This window comes from Lagierella sp. ICN-221743 (assembly GCF_037890055.1).
Lineage (GTDB): Bacteria > Bacillota > Clostridia > Tissierellales > Peptoniphilaceae > Mediannikoviicoccus.
The window spans coordinates 55,588-73,610 of the sequence record NZ_JBBKBD010000007.1 but is presented as its reverse complement, the minus strand read 5'-3'; the positions used below and the strand labels follow the sequence as shown (position 1 = coordinate 73,610).

General features: G+C 36.2%; 16 protein-coding genes. 4 read left to right on the top strand and 12 right to left on the bottom strand.

Translation table 11 applies throughout. The features are described 5' to 3' along the window. Positions 1-7 precede the first annotated feature (7 nt). Positions 8-1,291 carry a S1C family serine protease gene (locus tag WKS98_RS04915; RefSeq protein ID WP_498917408.1) on the bottom strand — a complete coding sequence of 428 codons (1,284 nt, stop codon included), beginning with the start codon at positions 1,289-1,291 and terminating at the stop codon, positions 8-10. 155 nt (positions 1,292-1,446) lie between these two features. On the opposite strand from WKS98_RS04915, the gene pepD reads away from it, so the two are divergent. Then, on the top strand, positions 1,447-2,877 hold the full coding sequence (gene pepD, locus WKS98_RS04910; protein WP_498917407.1) for a beta-Ala-His dipeptidase: 1,431 nt from the start codon (positions 1,447-1,449) through the stop codon (positions 2,875-2,877). Between the two features lie 36 nt (positions 2,878-2,913). Here the strand turns inward: pepD and WKS98_RS04905 are convergent, their stop codons facing one another. Genes WKS98_RS04905 through murA form a run of 3 tightly spaced genes read right to left on the bottom strand, consistent with a single transcriptional unit; the run spans position 2,914 to position 7,096 of the window. Continuing rightward, positions 2,914-3,570: a ComF family protein gene (locus WKS98_RS04905; RefSeq protein ID WP_498917406.1), complete on the bottom strand. Its 657-nt coding sequence runs from the start codon at positions 3,568-3,570 to the stop codon at positions 2,914-2,916. A 1-nt stretch (position 3,571) separates the two neighbouring features. After that, the gene (gene recD2 / locus WKS98_RS04900) at positions 3,572-5,794 is read right to left on the bottom strand and encodes an SF1B family DNA helicase RecD2 (RefSeq protein WP_498917404.1); all 2,223 of its coding nucleotides are present in this window, start codon (positions 5,792-5,794) and stop codon (positions 3,572-3,574) included. A gap of 36 nt (positions 5,795-5,830) precedes the next feature. After that, entirely contained in the window at positions 5,831-7,096 is a 1,266-nt protein-coding gene (gene murA / locus WKS98_RS04895; RefSeq protein ID WP_498917402.1) for a UDP-N-acetylglucosamine 1-carboxyvinyltransferase, read from the bottom strand. Positions 7,097-7,291: 195 nt separating this feature from the next. Between murA and WKS98_RS04890 the strand changes: the two genes are divergently transcribed. From WKS98_RS04890 to WKS98_RS04880, 3 genes are all read left to right on the top strand, one after another. Further along, on the top strand, positions 7,292-7,864 hold the full coding sequence (locus WKS98_RS04890; protein ID WP_498917400.1) for an ECF transporter S component: 573 nt from the start codon (positions 7,292-7,294) through the stop codon (positions 7,862-7,864). Between the two features lie 103 nt (positions 7,865-7,967). Then, complete coding sequence (locus WKS98_RS04885) at positions 7,968-9,158, top strand: dicarboxylate/amino acid:cation symporter (RefSeq protein WP_498917398.1); 1,191 nt, start codon at positions 7,968-7,970, stop codon at positions 9,156-9,158. Further along, complete coding sequence (locus tag WKS98_RS04880) at positions 9,145-10,053, top strand: acetamidase/formamidase family protein (RefSeq protein ID WP_498917396.1); 909 nt, start codon at positions 9,145-9,147, stop codon at positions 10,051-10,053. Before WKS98_RS04885 ends, WKS98_RS04880 begins: the two co-directional genes overlap by 14 nt. A 140-nt stretch (positions 10,054-10,193) precedes the next feature. Here WKS98_RS04880 and WKS98_RS04875 read toward each other — a convergent pair whose 3' ends face one another. The 8 genes from WKS98_RS04875 to WKS98_RS04840 all read right to left on the bottom strand — a co-directional run bounded on the left by WKS98_RS04875 (position 10,194) and on the right by WKS98_RS04840 (position 17,876). After that, a complete protein-coding gene (locus WKS98_RS04875; RefSeq protein ID WP_498917394.1) occupies positions 10,194-11,318 on the bottom strand; it encodes an aldo/keto reductase in 1,125 nt (374 codons plus the stop codon). 122 nt (positions 11,319-11,440) lie between these two features. Further along, a complete protein-coding gene (locus WKS98_RS04870; RefSeq protein ID WP_498917392.1) occupies positions 11,441-12,412 on the bottom strand; it encodes a substrate-binding domain-containing protein in 972 nt (323 codons plus the stop codon). Continuing rightward, the gene (locus WKS98_RS04865) at positions 12,396-13,397 is read right to left on the bottom strand and encodes an ABC transporter permease (RefSeq protein WP_498917390.1); all 1,002 of its coding nucleotides are present in this window, start codon (positions 13,395-13,397) and stop codon (positions 12,396-12,398) included. The genes WKS98_RS04870 and WKS98_RS04865 overlap by 17 nt, the downstream gene beginning before the upstream one ends. Continuing rightward, the gene (locus WKS98_RS04860) at positions 13,390-14,886 is read right to left on the bottom strand and encodes a sugar ABC transporter ATP-binding protein (RefSeq protein WP_498917389.1); all 1,497 of its coding nucleotides are present in this window, start codon (positions 14,884-14,886) and stop codon (positions 13,390-13,392) included. The genes WKS98_RS04865 and WKS98_RS04860 overlap by 8 nt, the downstream gene beginning before the upstream one ends. An 8-nt stretch (positions 14,887-14,894) precedes the next feature. Beyond that, on the bottom strand, positions 14,895-15,293 hold the full coding sequence (gene rbsD / locus WKS98_RS04855; protein WP_498917387.1) for a D-ribose pyranase: 399 nt from the start codon (positions 15,291-15,293) through the stop codon (positions 14,895-14,897). Beyond that, a complete protein-coding gene (rbsK, locus tag WKS98_RS04850) occupies positions 15,286-16,215 on the bottom strand; it encodes a ribokinase (protein WP_498917384.1) in 930 nt (309 codons plus the stop codon). Before rbsK ends, rbsD begins: the two co-directional genes overlap by 8 nt. 7 nt (positions 16,216-16,222) lie before the next feature. Then, positions 16,223-16,861: a deoxyribose-phosphate aldolase gene (deoC, locus tag WKS98_RS04845; protein WP_498917383.1), complete on the bottom strand. Its 639-nt coding sequence runs from the start codon at positions 16,859-16,861 to the stop codon at positions 16,223-16,225. Between the two features lies 1 nt (position 16,862). Continuing rightward, positions 16,863-17,876, bottom strand: a complete 1,014-nt coding sequence (locus WKS98_RS04840; protein ID WP_498917381.1) for a LacI family DNA-binding transcriptional regulator — start codon at positions 17,874-17,876, stop codon at positions 16,863-16,865. Positions 17,877-18,023: the final 147 nt, after the last annotated feature.

Below are 18,023 nucleotides of genomic sequence, written 5' to 3'. Positions count from 1 at the left end.
CCCTTTTCTAGTTTTCAGTTTGCATAAATTCTTCAAATTTTAATTTTACTTTCTCATTCTTTCCGTTTCGTAAGATTTCAAGTTCAACTTCGTCGCCAATTCTATAGTCTAGAAGCGCTTTTCTAATGTCATTCATTCCACTAATGTCCTTGTCGCCTATTTTAAGAATTATATCATTTGCTTGAAGTCCTGCTTTACCTGCTGGAGATATTGGTTCAACTTTTATTATTACTGCTCCATTTTCTGCTCCACTGTTTACTTGGAAGTACTTTTCATAAATTTTTAAATCAACACCTTGAATACCAAGTTTTACTGTTTCGAAATTACCTTTTTCTTTGATTTCATTTACAATTGACTTTGCAATATTAATTGGTATAGCAAATCCAATTCCTTCACCACCACTGGCTTTGGCAGTGTTTATTCCTATTAGTTGTCCCTTTGAATTTAGTAATGCACCACCAGAGTTTCCACCATTTATTGCGGCGTCAGTTTGAATAAGTCCATCCATTGAAGAGCCGTTTTCCATATTTATGGTTCTATTTAGCCCAGAGATATAACCTGAAGTCAATGTGGATTGTAGGTCTAGACCAAGTGGATTTCCTATGGCAACCGCCTTGTCTCCTACTGAAACCTTATCGGAGTCACCAATGTCCATTACAGGAAGACCTGTCTTTTCAACCTTAATTACAGCAAGGTCTAGGCTTTCGTCTTGCCAAATAAGTTTTCCAGGAGTTTTTTCTCCATTGCTGAAAACAACATTCATCTCCTTTGCCCTACCATTGCCAACAACATGGGAGTTTGTAAGGATGTATCCGTCAGAGCTTACAATTACTCCAGAACCTACTCCTTCAACATATTTATTCATATTAAATATGTCGTTTGATTGGGTTACGGTAGTAATTCCAACTACAGAAGGGATTGCTTTTTTTGCAATGGCATTTTCCACATTCTCATCGCCCTTAACATTTATGGTAGTCTTAGTACCCTCAGAACTTTGACTTGTTCTTCCATACTCCGCTTCAACTATTTCCTTTACCTTAACAGCTGTTCCCATGGAGGACAAAACTGAAAATAATAATGTAATAATAATTATTCTAAGCCAAGGAGTCTTCTTTTTAGGAGCTTTCTTAACTTCCTCTCTTACAGCTTTTCTAATATCATCCATGGTAGGAGAGGGGTTTGTGTAGTTTCCATTATAATATTCAGAATCTCCTGTATTATAATAATATCTGTTTTCATCTCTTTCATTATTAAAATCATATTCGTCATTTTCGAATCTATCGTCATTCATTTTTATCACCTCATTGTCTTTAGTTTAAATTAGTTTCCTTTAACCTGTCTTAAACCATTATTATTCATTAATATACCCATATGACTTGGATTTTATTTTTAACATATACTAAATTGTTGTAAAATAATATTAAGAAATTAAGTACAGGAGATAATATGTTAGAAGGTATAGAACCTAAGGATGTGCTTCATTGGTTTGAAGAGATAAGCAATATTCCCAGGGGATCGAAAAATGAAAAAGAAATAAGCGAATATATGTTGAACTTTGCAAAGGAGAGAGGTCTTTATGCAAAGAGGGATGAAGTTAATAATGTAATAATTAAAAAGCCTGCCACAAAGGGGCTTGAAGATGGACCCACCATAATACTTCAGGGCCATATGGATATGGTCTGTGTAAAGACGGAAGATTCAAAGCATGACTTTTTAAAGGACCCGCTTAAATTAAAGGTTAAAGATGGATGGCTTTCTGCAGATAACACCACCCTTGGTGCAGATAATGGCATTGCCGTTGCCTATTGCCTTGCCCTTTTAGATAGCGACATACCCCATTCAAACCTAGAGATACTTCTTACTACCATGGAAGAACTTGGAATGGGTGGTGCTTCAAGGGTTAAGGGTGAAGACCTAGAAGGAAATTATCTTATTAATATGGACGGCGAACTTGAAGGAGACCTTTTTGTTGGATGTGCCGGTGCCTATACTATGACTTCCACTAAAGAGTTAGAGTTTAAAGAGCCAACTTTAAAAGACCTCTACACCATGCATATATATGGATTAAAGGGCGGCCACTCTGGTATGCAAATAGAAAACTTTAGGGGAAATTCCATAAAATTTTTCACAAGGCTATTTCATGGCATAGAGGGAGTTGAAATTGCCCATGTTAAGGCGGGCTATAAGAGAAATGCAATTCCATCCACTGGCAAGGTATATTTTTATGCTACTAATGAAGCTATTACTGAAATAGAGAAAAGAGCAAAGACTTTAGTTTTTGAACATAGAAACACCGACCCACTTGCAAAGATAGATATTGAAAGGTCTGATGAAGTTTTTGAAAAGGTATGGACCAGTGAATGTCAAAAAGATATTTTAAACTGCCTAATGGCTGTTCCAGAGCAAGTAATATATATGGATCCCGAATTAAAAGGGCTTGTTCAAACGAGCATCTCCAATGGAGTTTTAACACAAGATAATAATGCCATATCCCTGGTGGCACTGCTTCGTTCCACAGTAACATCGAGTCTTGAAGAATATAGAACAACTTACGAAATCATCGTAAATGCCTTTGGGTTTACACTTACGGATGACGGAGGCTACCCCGTTTGGGAGCATGACGAAAACTCAAAGCTAAAAAGTATTGCCGTTGATGTGTATAGGAAAATTAATCATAAGGATCCTATTGTTCTTACGGTTCACTGTGGTTTAGAATGTGGAATTTTGAAAAAACATCTTCCCCATGTGGACATGATTAGCTTTGGCCCAACCATGCATGATGTGCATGCCCCAAAGGAAAGGGTGGACATAAATTCTGTAAATAGGGTGTGGGAATTTTTAAAAGAACTTGTAACAACTTTAAGTTATTCAAAATAACCATAAAAAAACTGTTGGGGAATACCTCAACAGTTTTTATCTTCCACTTTTAAAAATACTTTCTGGCTTTGCCTTTCCAATAACCATGGCATCAATATTGTTATAGCCCGCTTTTTTAAGTGTAACTATGGCCTCTTGCAATGTATAGCCAGATGTTAGTAAGTCATCTACAATTAAAATTTTTTTGTCTAATAGTTCTCTTTTGCTCTTTGCTTCAAAGGCTGATTTTAAATTCCTGCTTCTCTCCGACTTTGAAAGGAGATGTTGGTCCTTAGTATCTTTTACTTTAAATAAAATTTCTTTATTAACAGGCACTCCTATGCGTTTTGACAAGAATTCACAAAGTAACTCACATTGATTAAATCCCCTCTTTAAATACTTCTCCTTTGACAGAGGTATGGGAATAAGAATGTCATAATCCATTTCATGGGAAATATAAAAGTCCGAAAGTAGTTTTGCAAATAATTTTCCATAGTATTTTTGCTCGCGAAATTTATATTCCTTTATCATTCTCTCCATATGGCCCGCATATAGATAGGGACTATAGCAAATGGAGCCTTCAATTGTCTTAAAGTCATTTATTCTTTCCAATGTCTTTATGCAGTCATCGCAAATATAGTCCTTGGTTTCTTCCTCTTTACAACAATAACATGTGTCTTTTGGAAGAAATAAAAGGTCAATTAAGTTAAACATATTATTTTCCTATCCCCGCATAAACTTTGTAATACTCTTCAATTCTCTTTTTTAGTGTGGAGTTTCTATTAACCACATATTCGTTTTGTATCATTGCACTAAGATATCTCCTATCTCCCACCATTACCACAAGCTTTTTAGCCCTTGTTATGGCTGTGTAAATTAAGTTTCTTGTCATTAGCATATATGGCCCTGGACCAACTGGAATAACCACCACTGGAAACTCGCAGCCTTGGGACTTGTGTATGGTTATGGCGTAAGCAAGGGTTAGCTGATCCACTTCATTGTAGCTATAGGAAACGGTTCTGTCGTTGTCGAAGAGAACTTCTATTTTGTCATAGTAGGTGTCTATGTGTTTTATCATTCCAAAATCGCCGTTAAACACTCCCTGGGTGACCTGGCCCTGCAAATTTTTACATTCCTTTTCGTAGTTGTTCTTTATTTGCATAACCTTGTCACCTTCTCGAAATATCCTATCTCCCTTTACAAACTCCTCTTTGTCGGGAGTCTTGGGATTTAGCACTTCTTGAAGGCTGTTGTTTAGTTCTACTGTTCCAATATTGGTCTTTTTCATTGGCGTAAGCACCTGAATGTCTTCGATGCTCTCTATGTTATAGAAGTCGGGAAGCCTCTTTGATACAAGTTTCAGTAGTGATTTTTTTATATTTAGCTGGTCATTCTCCTCTATAAAATAAAAATCCTTTCCCTTTTCGTTTAAGATTGGAAATTCTCCTCTATTTATCCTATGTGCATTTAAAACTATATTGCTCTCTTGCCCCTGTCTGAAAATCTTTTTTAATTTTACCGTCTTTATTAAATTTGAGTCGATTATATCCTTTAATACATTGCCCGCTCCAACGGATGGCAGCTGGTCAATGTCTCCTACAAATATTAATTTCGTCTGTGCGGAAATTCCCTTTAATAAATTTTCCAATAGGATTAGGTCAATCATGGAAGCTTCATCAATTATAAGTATGTCCCCTTCTAAAGGATTTTCTTGATTGTGTTCAAATATCATTCCTCGTCCCGAGTCCACTGGAGTGTAACCAAGTAGTCTATGGATTGTCTTTGCCTCCATTCCAGAAGTTTCTTCCATCCTCTTTGCAGCCCGCCCCGTTGGTGCCGCCAGTAACACCTTTAACTTGTGCTCGTTGTAGATGTCCACAATGCGCTTTACAATGGTGGTCTTTCCAGTTCCTGGGCCACCAGTAATTACGAGAATATTTTCAGTGCAGGCATACTTAATTGCATTAATCTGCTCTACATCATAGGTAATGGACTTGTCTTTTAAAATCTTTTTCTCTTCCTTATCCCAGTCTATTCCCGTAAAGATATCTTCGTTTGTCAAAAGCCTTCCGAAGGATTCTCCCACCTTTAGCTCCGACTCGTAAAGATGAGGGGTATAAAGTATTTTTTCGTCATTGTACTCATCTAATACCATTGTGCCATCAAAGACAGCCGGTGCAATATGTTCTTCCACTTCCTCCCTTGGAAGGTCAAGTAGGGCACATACTTTTGAAAGAGTAAATTCATAGGGCATGTAGCAGTGGCCATTTGAATTAGCTTCGTTATTTAAAAAGTAGGACAGGCAGGCCTTTATCCTAAATGGAGAATCTTTTTTAATTTCGGTCTTTAAAGCAATCTCATCGGCCCTTTTAAATCCAATTCCCCAAACATCATTAATAAGCGCGTATGGATTTGTCTTAATCTGCGTAGTGGTTTCATCTCCATACTCCTTTATGATCCTTTGGGCCTGTGTTGGACTAATTCCCAGTCCCTGCAAAAACATAATTGTCTCTTGGCTCTTTGCTTGCTCATTTATGGCCTGTTCAATATCTTCAAACTTCTTCTTGCCTATCCCTTCAATTTCAAGAAGTCTTGACGGCGTTTCGTTGATTATGTTTAAAGTTTCCTTGCCAAATCTATTTACGATTCGCTTTGCCATAACGGGACCAATATGAGGAAATGCACCGGAGGACAGATACTTTATAATGGAGACTTTGGAAGACCCTTCTGTGACATGATAGCTATTTACGCTTATCTGCTCACCATATTTGTCGTGATAAATAAGTTCTCCTTCCACTTCAAGGCTATCTCCAACCTTAATATTCTCTATATATCCAACGGCAACTATTTCGCCGTCGTCGGTCTTCATCCTTAAAACCGTATAGTTATTCACTTCATTTTTGAATATAATATTTTCTACTACGCCTTCAATTTCCATAATAATCCCATCTTAAAAAAGCGGGGTTTCCCCCGCCTATTCATTAATTCTTTCTATTTTTGCACCAAGATTCTTTAGCTTGCCTTCAATGTCTTCATATCCTCTGTCGATGTGTTCAACACCGGATATATATGTCTTTCCCTCTGCATAAAGTCCAGCAAGTATTAGCGCCGCACCAGCTCTTAGGTCTGTAGCTTTCACTTGTGCTCCCTTAAGGGTTGGAACTCCTGCAATTCTAGCTTCTCTTGCGTCGGTGGCAATAATCGCGCCCATCTTTAGAAGCTCGTCAACATGCATAAATCTATTTTCAAACACTGTTTCAGTAACCATGGACTGCCCCTTAGCAGTGGTTAAAAGCGCCATAAACTGTGCCTGTGCATCAGTAGGGAAGCCTGGATATGGCAGAGTTTTTATATCTGTACCAACTAGGTCTTCAGTTCCTATTATCCTAATAACTCCCATGTCTTCATTTACATATACCTTACATCCAACTTCCTTAAGCTTTGCTATAATTGGCATAACATGGCTTGGAATACAGTTCTCTACTGTAACGTCGCCCCTTGTCATAGCCGCCGCAATCATGTAGGTTGCAGCTTCTATTCTGTCAGGTATGATAGCATGTTGACCGCCACCAAGCTTTTCAACACCTCTGATTCTAATTGCTGAAGTACCTGCACCCTTTATATTTGCACCTAGCTTGTTTAAAAAGTTTGCAAGGTCAACTATCTCTGGCTCTTTTGCAGCGTTTTCGATAATTGTTTCTCCCTTTGCCAAAGTCGCAGCCATCATTATATTTTGAGTTGCCCCAACTGAAGGGAAGTCAATATAGATTATATCTCCCTTAAGTCCACCTTCTGCAACGGCTTCTATTCTGTCGTTGATTTCATTTATTTTTGCACCTAGGGCCTTAAAACCCTTAAGGTGTAAGTCTATTGGCCTTTTACCAATGGCACATCCACCAGGTAGGTAGGTCATTGACTCTCCTCTTCTCGCTAGTAATGGTCCCATTACTAAGAATGAAGCTCTCATTCTATTCATAAGCTCCATAGGCGCCTCGTGGCTTATTAAGTTTGAAGAGTCTATTTCAACGGTGTTTTCATCTAAATATTTAACTTTAGAACCTAATGATTCTAATACTTTTAAAATTACTCCAATATCACTTAATTTTGGTACATTTTCCAAAATAATTGGCTCTGTTCCTAAAAGCGATGCCGCAATAATAGGTAGTGCAGCATTTTTCGCTCCAGAGGCCTTTACGCTTCCGGATAATGGACCACTATTACTTACTACTATTCTTTCCACTTTTCCTCCAAAAATTATCTAATTAACTTCTAATATTATACCACATAGACTAAATAATAACACATTAGTGCTTGTTTATCCTTTAAATATCATTATATTTATGTTAATTTTTGGTCCAATTCGATTTTTTAAAATTTTTTCAAAGGATATCTGTTATAATATTTTATGAAATTATTTCTATTAATAGGAGGCAAAATGAAAAATTTATCCACAAAGGACTTAACTGTTCTTGGACTGCTTTCAGCAATAACAATTTTATTTGGACTAACTCCTCTGGGTTACATCCCACTGGGATTAATTAGAGTAACCACATTACATATACCAACCATAATCGGTGCAATAGTCTGTGGTCCTCTTATAGGTGGCTTAGTGGGTCTTGTGTTTGGACTATTTTCACTTTTCACAAACCTTACGGCTCCATCATCCATTCTTTACTTTATATTTATAAATCCACTGGTATCAGTTTTACCAAGGATTTTAATTGGAGTTATTACTGGATTTGCATTTAGAAGTTTAAATGCAAAATTTAAAGAAAAATTCTTTGTTCCCTTTATAGTTGGAGGCCTTGGCGCCATTGTAAACACAGTGTTTGTCCTAGGAGTTGGATATATTCTATACGCCCCAAAAATTGCAAAAGCATTTGACTCCACAAACGCAGGTAAGGTACTTCTTGGTGTTGCAGCGTCAAACCTACCACTGGAGATACTTGCTACATCGGTAATAGTTGGTTTTATAGTCCCACCTTTAAAAAAATCTTTAATAAAATAAAGTTGGTATGGTCTTCCATGCCGACTTTTTATTTGTTTATAACACAATGTTATGTTATAGTAAAGTAAAGCGATATGCTTAAATTATTATAAAGAGGTGTGTTATGAAAGAAAAAAAATTTGAACTGGGTTTATTACCTAAGCTCATTATTGGTGTAATTGCAGGAATTTTAATTGGAACATTTGCTCCAGAAGTAATTATGCGAGGCGTTATAACGGTTATAGATATCTTTGGTAACTATCTTAACTTTATAGTTCCTCTTATTATTCTTGCATTCGTGGTAACGGGTATTTCCGACCTTGGAAGCGGATCAGGAAAGATACTTGGCTTTTCAGTGTTTATGTCCTATGGTTCCACAGTACTTTGGGGAGTCGTGGCATATATAGTGTCTAAACTACTATTCCCTAAGATGTTAAATCTTTCTGGAACTTCAGCTATCTCAGAGATGGGAGACCTTGCTCCATTCTTTGAAATAGAGATGCCACCCCTTGCAAATATAACTTCCATTCTTATTCTTGCATTTGTTTTAGGAATAGGAATTTCTGTATTGAAGGCGGAAAAGATAAAGGGTATCTTCAATGAATTTCACGCAATTATAAATATGATACTTGAAAAATCTATTATCCCATTTCTACCTTGGTATATAGCAGGAATATTTGCTCACTTGACTTTCAGTGGCAATATAGGAGAGATTTTAAAATCATATGGAACGGTATTTATTGCAGTTATAGTATTCCAAATAGTCGCAAACATACTAGAGTATGTAATTGCAAAAGCGTACAACAAAGAAGCTCCTACCCTTGCACAGTTTATTAAAAATCAAATTCCATCATGGGTAACAGCCATTGGAACACAGTCATCAGCGGCAACAATTCCTATTACATTGCAAACTGCAGAGGCAAATGGTACTTCAAAGGACATTAGAGATTTCTTCATCCCGCTATCTGCAACAATTCACTTCCCAGGAAGTTCAATTGCAATTACAATGTTTGCAACGGCAGTTATGTTAATGGACAACATGACTCCAAGCATTGGATCAATAGCAATCTTTATATTGCTAATGGGTGTAACCATGGTTGCGGCCCCGGGAGTTCCTGGAGGTGCTATAATGGCGGCCCTTGGACTATTAAGTGTTCACCTTGGCTTTAATGACACTCAAAGTACACTTATGATTGCCCTTTATCTAGCACAAGATAGCTTTGGAACAGCATGTTCAGTTGCGGGTAACTGTGCAATAGTAACAATAATAGACAAAAAGGCAAAAAAATTGGAGGCAAATAATGCAAAGAATTAGTTCGGAAAATGTAATTTATAAATTTACAAATGACCTTAAAGAGGTTGCAAAGGTTAATCAAAACGAAGAGTTTGTAGTTGAAACAAACGACTGCTTCTATCAACAGATTACAAATAGCAAGCAAGTTCTTGATGAAATAAATCATGACAACTTAAACCCAGCAACGGGACCAATCTATGTTGAAGGTGCTGAAAAAGGCGATTTATTAAAGGTAGTGATTAAAAAAATCGACGTTTCAAACAGGGGATGTTCCTTGGCAATACCTGGATTTGGTGTACTTGGAGGCAAGGTTAAAAATCCAACCACAAAGATTATTGAAGTAAAGGATGGATATGCGTACTTTACTGAAGATATAAAAATTCCTATAAAGCCAATGATTGGTGTTATTGGAGTTGCTACACATAAGGAAGACGGCGAATGGACCACCGACACTCCATATAAACATGGAGGAAACATGGACACCGCCGAAATAATTGCAGGATCCACACTGTACTTCCCTGTGGCCGTTGAAGGTGCAATGCTTGCCCTTGGTGATTTACACGCTGTAATGGGCGATGGAGAAGTTAGTGGAACAGGACTTGAAATACCTGGAGAAGTAACTTTGGAAGTTGAAGTTATAAAGAACAAGAGCTTTGACTGGCCAATCCTTGAAACAGAAAGTGAAATAATGGTTCTTTCAAGCGAAGAAAATATAAACGAAGCAAATGAACAAGCCCTTGAAGCTGTAATGGAACTTTTGGAAAAGTCCCTTGGCATTTCTTGGGAAGATGCGCTAATACTTTCAAGTCTAGCTGTGGATATGAGAATATCTCAACTAGTTGACCCTAAGATAACAATAAGGGCAGCTATTTCAAAAGACATTCTTTCAATGGAAAGAGTTTTAGAAAATTTATAATAAAAAGGTAGTAGGGTCGCCCTACTACCTTTTATATTAATCTCAATTCGAATTTTTCTTTATTATTTCAGAAAGTCACTGTTAATTGAAATAAGGAGTCGTATTTTTAATTCTTATTTCAATTAAAAAAGCCCATGGGCTTATTTTAAATATTCATGGGCGTCCTTTAATCCCACAATAATTTCAAGATGTTGTGGACAGATATCTCCGCACTTTCCACATTCTATACACTCTTCAGGACTTACTCCATCTTTTAAATACTCTTTATAGTCCTTCTTGCTCTTTTCCTCTTCGTCATATAAAAAGGCCTTGTTCCATAGGCTAAACACCTTTGGTATATTTATTTCCACAGTGCATGGCATACAGTATTCACAAGCAGTGCAGCCTATTCTCTCCCTATCTTTATAGGCCTGTCTTGAAACTCTATAAAATTCCTTTTCTTCATCGGTCAAGCTATTATACTCCACCTTATCTGCCATGTCACAGTTTTCTTCAACTTGTTTATGGCTATTCATTCCGCTTAAAACCGTCATTACATTTGGAAGACTTAGTGGGAACTTTAATGCGACTTGGGAATATGAAAGTGGTTCAAACTTTTTAGACATTACCCTAATCTCTTCTGGTGGGTTTGAAAGTCTTCCCCCCTTTAGCGGTTCCATAATGATTATAGAAACATTATTTTTAGTAGCCAGTTCGTAACCTTTCATTCCCGCTTGGTAATCTATGTCTAAATAATTTAGTTGAATTTGACAAAAGTCCCAGTCATAGGCGCTAAAAATCTCCTCAAAGGCAGGGTATTCGTCATGGAAACTAAAACCAATATGCTTTACAATTCCCTTTTCCTTAATCTTTTTACAAAAGTCTAAAACGCCAAGATCTACAATCTTCTTAAATCTCTTTATATCAAGAGAGTGTAGTAAATAAAAATCGATATAATCAGTTTGAAGCTTTTCAAGTTGCAAATTTAAAAGTCTTTCAAAGTCCTCTTCCTTTTCCACTAGCCAGCATGGTAGTTTTGTGGCAAGCTGCATTTTGTCACGAAGATTGTGTTTTTGTAAAAACTCCCCTACAAAATCTTCAGAGGTCTCCTCGTGATATGGATAGGCTGTGTCTATGTAGTTAAGTCCTCTTTCAATGGCGTCTAGAAGTAGCTTCTCAGACTCTTCCTTATTAATCTTTTCATTATCACCATCAATTACAGGAAATCTCATACATCCAAATCCAAGTCTTGAAACTTCCACTCCACCTATGTCAAAATATTTCATAATAATCCCCCTTCATTATTTTGAAAATTAATATCCCCTTATAAGCTATTATACATGAGTTCTAAATTTTTAAATAATTGCTGCATATAAAAAGCGACATTTTCATGCCGCCTTTAGTTATTCTAGTCTTCTTTTGTTACAATTTTATCTACATTTTCTTTTGTTACTAAAGAGTTATCCAAAATAACTTTTTTCTCAACTTCTTTACCTTCAAGGTAGTCAAAAGCCGTATTTAAAATGGCTTTTCCTAAGAAGAAAGGTGGTTCTGCAATGGTTGCTTCAACTTTACCGGATTTAATGGCTTCTAATGTTTCATCAAGTGCATCGCATCCAATCATCTTTATTTCATCTCCTCTTCCTGCAGCTTCAATAGCTTCTAATGCTCCTAGTAACATTTCGTCATTAGCTGCATAAAGTCCGTCTATTTCTTTATTTGCTTGAAGAATATTTTCCATAACGCTCATTGCCTTTGCTCTGTCAAAATCCGCAACTTGAGAAGCAACTACTTCCATTCCGCTTTCTTTGTCTATAATTGAGTGAAAGCCTTCTGATCTGTTTTGAGCTACATTTGTTCCCATTATACCTTGAAGTTCTACGATTTTTCCTTTTCCTCCAAGTTCATCAACTAAAAATTGTCCTGCTATCTTACCAGATTTGATTGCATCATACCCAATATGGGCTACAACTTCTCCTCCTTTAGCTTCCCTATCCATCGTGAATACAGGTATTCCTGCTTCGTTTGCAGCTTCAATTGATGAAACTATTGCATCGGAATCACAAGGGTCAACTAAAATAGCATCTACATTTTTAGTTATCAAATTTTCCATGTCCTTCATTTGAATCGTTGGATCATCTTGTGCATCAGTTATTTGAAGTTCAATCCCGTGTTCATCAGCCGCTTTTTGAACACCTTCCTTAACAGATACAAAGAATGGATTAGTTTGAGTGTTCATCGCTAAGCCTATAACATACTTCTTTTCTCCATCTTTTCCAGCAGCTTCGTTTGATGCTTCTTTGCCTCCATTAGATGCACATGATGCAAATAATGATACTGCTAATAATGCACTAACTCCTAATTTAAATATTTTTTTCATTTTTTGCTCCTCTCTTGTTTTTTTGATTTATTTCAGTTTTTTCAGATAGGTCTTTAACCTTTTTATCTAAAATAACTGCTAGCAATATTACCGCACCCTTCACAATACTTGTAGCATGTGGGTTTACATTCATTAAAGTCAATATATTGTCTATAATCCCCATAATCATCGCACCAGCTACAGTCGGAAGCACGTATCCTGTTCCACCTGAAAGGCTTGTTCCACCAAGTATTACCGCTGCAATAGCGTCCATTTCAATTCCTTCACCAAGTGTTGATTGTGCTGAGCCAAGTCTTGCTGTCAACACAATTGCAGCCAATCCACAAAGAAATCCATTTATAATATAAACTAACCATTCTGTCTTAACGGTATCAATTCCTGAAAGTCTAGCAGCTTCTCTATTTCCACCTAATGCATACACATTTCTCCCAAAAATTGTCTTTGATAAAATGAAATTAGATATCAAAAATACAACTATTAAGATTATTACCGGCAACGGAATTCCTGCTATTGAAGCCTTTCCAATGAATTTATATGCATCAGATTTAATTGGTATTGGTGATCCCTTAGTGTAGACAAGCACACATCCTCTAAGTAAAGTCATCATTCCCAAAGTTGCAATAAATGGAGGAATTCTCAATTTAGCTACCCAGAATCCATTTATTGTTCCAGCTACAATTCCTATTAAAATAGCTGTAAGACAAGCTAATAATGCATTATTTGTCTTTGCCAAAACGCCTGCTGCAACTGAACCCGCAAGTCCTAATATAGATCCTACAGAAAGATCTATGCCTCCTGTTAAGATAACAAATGTCATCCCTGCACCTAATATACCTGCTATTGCAACCTGTCTAAAAACATTAAACAAGTTATTAATTCTTAAGAAACTTGGCGAAAGTATGGATGCGACTACACACATTATCACAAGTATGATAAGAGATCTATATATATTTAGTTTGCCTACTAACTTTTTCTTTTTATCCATTTATTCCTCCTGATGCATATGCTAGTATTATTTCCTCATTAGCATTTTCTTTAGAAAGTTCTTTCACAATCCTACCTTCCCTCATTACAATTACTCTATCAGATAAACCTATTATTTCTGGCAAGTCTGTGGAAATCAATATAATACTTTTTCCTTCTTCTGTAAGATTGTTAATGATGTCATATATTTCCGACTTTGCTCCTATATCAACTCCTCTTGTAGGTTCATTCAAAATCATTACATTTGGATTAGACTCTAAAACTTTAGCAAATACAATCTTTTGTTGGTTTCCTCCAGAAAGGTTATTAACTAATTGATTGTGTCCAGAAACTTTTATATTGAGTTTTTTTATCTGTTCATCTACTATTTTCTTTTCTTTTTTAGAATCAATAACAGAATTATTTGTGTAGTTTTTAGGTGATGCCATCAGAATATTTTCATTCACAGGTCTGATTAATACTAAACCCTCCTGCTTTCTATCATCTGATATTAAAGCTATTCCCTCTTTGAGAGCTTGTTTAGGACTTTTATTTTCTATTTTCTTTCCATTTAAAATGATATTTCCTGATCTTCTATGTGAGGCTCCATAAACTATTTTCGAAAGTTCATCAGTACCAGCACCTAAAAGTCCAGTTATTCCTAATATTTCTCCCTTGTGTAATTTCAAACTAACTTCATCTACAATATTTCCAGAAATATTTTCAAGTTCGAAAATAACCTCTTTTTCAACATAATGTCTATCAGGATATAGTCTATCCATCTTTCTTCCCACCATGTGAGATACTACTTCTTCATATCCTGTGTCTTTTGTTTCTTTTTCAGCTTCAAAATGTCCATCCCTAAAAATAGTTATTCTGTCAGAAATTTCAAATATTTCATCCATTCTGTGGGAGATATATATAATGGCTATTCCTTCATTCCTTAGTTCTTTTATCTTCGAAAAAAGAATCTGCATTTCCTCCTCTGCAAGAGCTGCAGTAGGCTCATCCATTATGATTATTCTAGCTCCTACAGTTAAAGCTTTTGCAATTTCCACCATTGAACATTCTGCAACAGTTAAATTTTTTACTTTTGTTTCAGGATTTAAATTTAACTTAAGTTTATCCAACATTTTTTTAGCATCAGAATTTAACTTTTTCCAATTTACGGTTCCTAACTTTCCCTTTGGAAGATGTCCCATATACATGTTTTCAGCTACACTAACATCTCTAATTAGGTTAAATTCTTGGTAAATCATAACAATGCCATTTTCTTCCGCTTCTTTTGTGGACTTAAATTCAACTTTTTTCCCGTCTAATATCATTTCCCCGCTAGTATATGGTTGGGCGCCTGCTATAATTTTCATCAAAGTGGACTTACCTGCACCATTCTCACCACATAGAGCGTGTACTTCTCCAGGATAAATATTTAAATCGACTCCTTTCAGAGCTCTAACTCCTGGGAAAGTCTTTACAATATTTTTTAATTCCAATATCGGTGTGTTATTCATAGCTAACCCTAATACGCGCAGCCGCAAACCAATATAACATTTGTATAACCTGTAAACTCACCTGTTAATATTATTGCTTTTGCGTCTTTACTTATTTCTTTTAGCTCTGAGTGATCAACATATTCTAGTCCAACATTTTCTGGAAGTAATTTTAAAGCTTCTTTATGAATTTCAGGACTAACTTCCTTTGCCTCATTTGCAAATATAGCATCTTCAACTACAATTACTTTCGCAATCTCTGAAAGAACTTTAAGGTATGAAGGCTCGCCCTCAATCCATCCAAGGTCTACTCTTTCAACGCCCTTAGGTATAGGTAGACCAGCGTCACCAATCACCAACATATCTCTATGTCTTAACTCTCCTAGAACTCTTAGAAGTTGTGGATGAAAAATTCCCTTCTTAATCATTTCTAGACCTCCTAAATTCGTCAATTTCTTCTCGTGTTGGCATTGAAGGTGTCGTTCCTAACTTTTGCACTGAAAGGGCACCAACAACATTTCCAAACTTTGAGGCTTCCCAGATATCCATACCTTCGCTAAGTCCTGCTAGAAGTCCACCATTGAAGGCATCACCCGCTCCAGTTGTGTCTATGGCCTGAACTTTAAAGGCCGGGATAATGTCGGATTTTTCCCCATCATTTACATAGACTCCATTTCGTCCAAGGGTTATAATAACTTTTTTTACGCCTCTATCCATAAACCATTTTGCCGCTTCATCTGCAGAGTTTAAATCAGTAACCTTTACTCCAGTAAGGCTTTGTGCCTCAACTTCATTTGGAGTAACCATGTATATATCCTTTAACATATCTTCGTCAATTTTTTGGATTGGCGCTGTGTTAAGGATAACTTTAGTCTTTGTCTCCTTTGAAATTTCTACTAGCTTTTCAACGGCTGAAATATTTGTCTCCAGCTGTGTTAAGACATATTCTGCATCTTTCAAGGTCTCTTTTAGACTTTCAACCTCATCATCTGTAATTTCTGTGCAAGCTGCAGGAACTACAAGAATCTGGTTTTCTGCAGTATTTTCGTCCACCATAATAAGTGCTGTCCCTGTTGTACTCTCATTAGTTTTTATTACATGCTTTTTATCCATTCCCAGGGAGTCCATGGTGTTAAGACATACTTTTGAAAACTCATCTTCCCCAAGCTTTGTCATCATAGTTACATCAGCTCCAGCCTTATGTGCTGCCACACATTGATTAAAACCCTTTCCTCCAGGTCCCATTGCAAAATCTGTTCCCTTTACGGTTTCTCCTGGACTTGGCAAATGTGGTCCCCTTGACATTAAATCAACTACAAAACTTCCAAATACGACTGCCTTTTTACCCATTTTGCACCTACTTTACTATATTTATTCCAGAGCTTGCTCCAATTCTATCAGCTCCTGCATCTATCATATTAATAGCATCTTCTTTAGTTCTAACTCCTCCAGACGCCTTTACTTTAAGCTCGTCTCCAACAACAGACTTCATAAGCTTAATATCTTCCACCTTTGCTCCACCTGTTGAAAATCCTGTTGAAGTCTTTACAAAGTCTGCCTTTGCAACCTTTGCAATTTCACATGCTTTTTTCTTCTCTTCTTCATCAAGTAAACATGTTTCTATAATCACTTTTACAACCTTGCCATTTGCAGCCTTTACAACTTCTTCAATATCTCTTCTAACCAAGTCATAGTCCTTGTCCTTAAGTGCACCGATATTTATTACCATATCGATTTCATCAGCACCATTATCCACACAGTACTTTGTTTCAAAGGCCTTTGCTTCAGTTGCCATGGCCCCAAGAGGAAAGCCTACTACACAGCACACCTTTACATCAGAACCTTCTAGCTCTTTTTTTACAGTTTTAACATGGCAGCTGTTTACACAAACAGACATAAAGTCATATTCTCTTGCTTCCTTGCAATATCTTAAAACATCTTCCCTCTTGGCATCCGCCTTTAAAATTGTATGGTCAATCATCTTATTTAAATCCATTTTACTCCACCTTTCTTTTCTCTGAACCTCTTAAAATCAATTCACTTGGCACTATAATCTCTTTGTTTTTTACAACCTTTCCATTAATCATCTCAAGTAGAAGCTTCATAGCTTCCATTCCCTGCATTTTTGCATGTCTATGGACTGTAGACAGATTGAAATTTAAAATGCTCAATACTTCAATATCATCAAAACCTACTAGAGAAATATCTTCACTAAGTTTTAATCCTTTTTCATTAAAGGCTTTTGTACATCCCAGTGTTGAAAAGTTATTTGAAGAAAAGATTGCCGTTGGAGGATCTTTTAAATCCAATAAACTTTTACAACCACGATAAGCCTTTTCAAGTCTAAAATCTCCATTTACTATATAATTTGGATTTATTTCTATATCGTAATCCTTGAGAGCTTTTAGGTAGCCCAAGTATCTTTCTCGACCTGGCTTAGAATTCATAGGCCCTGTTATTATTCCAATTTTCCTATGACCCTCATCCAACAATGCTTTTACAGCTTCGTAGCTAGAATTGATATTGTCTACGAATACTGAAGGTAATTCTAAACCATCTATATCTCTATCTATAAGAACTATTGGAAGACCTTGACTATGTAAAAGTTTCAATCTATCTCTGCAGTAAACATTGTCACAAGCTACGGGAGCAATAATTAGTCCTGCTAAGTCATGACCAACAATACCTTGTAAAAATTTATTTTCTATTTGAATATCTTCATTTGAATTTAAAAGCTGAATATTAAAATCTCTACTACCTGCAACTGTACTAATACCTGTGGTCATCTTAGAAAAAAATTCATTTTCAATATCAGGAATAACAACTCCGATGTATGATGACACTTTTTTACTTAAACTTCTAGCAGTAAGATTAGGTACATAATCATACTTTTTTATAATTTCTGTAACTTTTTTCCTTGTCGCATCACTTACATATCCAGAGTCATTTATAACTCTAGAAACTGTCGCTGAAGAAACACCGGCAATTTGAGCAATGTCCTTTATATTCAAGCTCTCACCTCCTGTAATCGTTTGCCTCCAGTGTCAATTGTGTAACCGATTACATTTTTAATATATCATCTTAATTTTACAATGTCAATATATAAATTTAACATTCTTGAATTTACAACTAGAGTGTAATAAACTGGTTTTAACGAA